Raw genomic sequence first — 2,629 nt, forward strand, 5'->3', positions numbered from 1 at the left:
GTCTGGAATCAAACGGACTCCGCTCTTGCCAACTGTCCATCGAGAGATATCCGAGATCTCTACATGCGCCTTCGTTCTAAGACACTCAGACTGCGAGCTTCACAGAAGTTGCTCAGGTCCTGCATCCACGCTTCAGAGTTGCCTTAGATGAGAAAACAAATCGTTCCTTTACTTACGCGAAACTCAATAGTAGACTGAATCAAGACAGAAATATAATCGTACACAGACATTCCTATTTAGAAAAGGAATTGAAGGAATTGGAGAGCTAATGTCAAGAGCCGTGTAAACTTTTTTAAGCGGCTTTCCGTTTCTTGAAGTGTTGTGATTGAAGTTGGTCTATGGTGTCGGCAACGAGAGTATATCCTCTGATTCGCCGGAGGCGACGTTCGCTGTTTCTCAGGAGCTGAAAGACCAAACAGACGGTTCCGAGACGAGTTCGTATGCGCCGTGCAGCACGGGTCCTGAGCCGAACGGTCGCAAAGAGCGACTCAATCGGATTCGTGCTTTTCAGATGTACCCAATGACGTTTCGGAAAGTCGAAATAGGTCAACAGAGCTTCGCCGGCTTCCTGCAACGATTTCACTGCCTTGGGGTAGAGTGTTCGATAGCAACGGATGAACTCTTGTTTGAGCCGCTGAGCATCGTTGTAGGATTTCGCATGATAGATCAGCCGCAACTGCTCCAAGACTTCATCGTGGGCTTTGGTCGGAACTTTGTCCAGGATATTACGCATCTTATGAACCCAACACCGTTGATGCCGACTCATCGGGAATATTTTTCTCACGGCCTTCCACAGACCGTCGATGCCGTCCCCGATCACCAAACCGATCCATTTGACGCCCCGGCGCTTCAGATCCCGGAACAGGTCCGTCCATGACTCCTCGCTTTCTCGATACCCTTCTTCCAAGGCCAGGAGCCGCTTGCGCCCTTGGCGGTCAACACCGACAACCACAAGCAAGGCAAGGGTTTCATCAACGGCTCCACCCTTGGGATAGATCCCATCAGCCCACACATACAAATACTCCTTCTCCAAGGGCTGGTTCTTCCACTTCCGGTATTGCTCTTCCCACGGACCCTTCAAGCGAAGCATGGAATTGGCTGACAACGGTGCGTCCTCTCCCCACAGCCATCCGAATGCTTGCTCGAAGTCTCCCAAAGCTAGTCCGTGCAAATACAGCTGTGGAAGTAAGTCCCGCATTTCGGGCGTCAGGCGCTCATACTTGGCCACGATCTTCGACTCATACGGCTCACGCAACCGTGGCATCCGGATCTCGACCGTCCCGCTTCCACAGGTCAGACACCGGGGATCCCCGTAGCCATTGCGATACTGCAACGGCACCCCCTCCCTGTGGTGGGCATGCCAACTCCGGCCCACAATCTCATCCCGCTCCGCTTCCAGGCCATCTTGCAAACCCCTCTGAATGTGTGATCGGGCTAACGCATCCACATACGAGCGACCATCTCCCACCACCGGTTGCTCCAGCTCGAAGACTCTTCTCTTCGTTCTTGCAGATGATCCTTCTTTACGATACTTTGCCATTGGCGTATCCCCCTTGGGTTTTTGTTTGGTTGAAAATGCACCCCAAGATACGGATGCGCCGCTTTGTTTTCTACCCTTTCATCCAGGGTTCCAGTTCACACAGCTTTCGAATATAACTCAATGCCAAACCCGAAGAAAATTACAAATAACCAACTCATAATACAAACACATCAAAGGGGGTCGTCATGGTCAAAAACACCGTTCTGACAGGCGTTCTGCTGCTTTTCATTCTAGATTCGGTTGCCCTATCCCAAGTGCACCAGCAAACGATGGCCGGTGAGCGCACGGCTGTCGATCTCACGATCTACAATCAGAACCTGTCGCTCATCCGAGAGGAGCGAATGATCAAGCTCGTCAAGGGGATGAGCCACGTTGTGCTCCCGGAAATTCCTTCAACCATCGACGGCACGTCGCTTCATTTCATCAGCCTTACCGATCCTTCAGCGGTTCGTGTGATCGAACAGAACTACCAATATGACCTAGCCCACCAGGCGAAATTGTTGGAAAAATACATCGGGAAGGAAGTAGAATTCATCCGCGTCGAGCCCGAAACCAAGAAAGAACATACCGTTCGAGGGAGGCTGATCGCCAGCGGCTATTACCTGCAGCCGCAGCACGGCTCGCCCGTGCCCAACTACTACTCGACCGGCGGGATGATCGCCGAGATCAATGGGAAGATCGAGATCAATCCAGTCGGGCGATTGATCTTGCCGAGCCTCCCGGAGGGGCTCATTCTCAAACCGCAGCTTGAATGGCTCGTGAACAGCGCACGAGAGGGTCAGCACAAGACTGAGATCAGTTACCTGGCTGGGCAGCTCAACTGGAACTGCAACTACGTTGCGCTGCTGAATAAAGACGACTCGAAGATTGATGTAACCGGCTGGGTGACGGTCACGAACAACTCCGGCACCAGCTTTCGGAATGCGGGGCTCAAGCTTGTAGCTGGCGACGTCAACATCGTCAAGGAAGCGTTCGAATATGAAGCACGACTCGCGAAGAGTCAGGCTGTCGCAGACGCTTCAGCACCTCAGTTCAAGCAAACAGATCTCTTCGAGTACAAGCTCTACTCGCTGCAGCGGCGAACGGACC

At 52.6% G+C, this 2,629-nt stretch carries 2 protein-coding genes; one reads left to right on the plus strand and one right to left on the minus strand.

Translation table 11 applies throughout. The features are described from left to right. Positions 1–292 precede the first annotated feature (292 nt). Complete coding sequence (locus QME66_13315; protein MDI6809926.1) at positions 293–1,540, minus strand: IS256 family transposase; 1,248 nt, start codon at positions 1,538–1,540, stop codon at positions 293–295. Positions 1,541–1,725: 185 nt separating this feature from the next. Between QME66_13315 and QME66_13320 the strand changes: the two genes are divergently transcribed. Then, the coding region (locus QME66_13320) for a hypothetical protein (protein MDI6809927.1) at positions 1,726–2,629 on the plus strand (904 nt) is incomplete at its 3' end.

This window comes from Candidatus Eisenbacteria bacterium (assembly GCA_030017955.1).
In the GTDB taxonomy this organism is placed as follows: domain Bacteria; phylum Eisenbacteria; class RBG-16-71-46; order JASEGR01; family JASEGR01; genus JASEGR01.

What these genes read in the sequence shown, in the direction of transcription:
- QME66_13315 (MDI6809926.1), bottom strand. Translation starts at nt 1,540, where the DNA reads ATGGCAAAGTATCGTAAAGAAGGATCATCTGCAAGAACGAAGAGAAGA.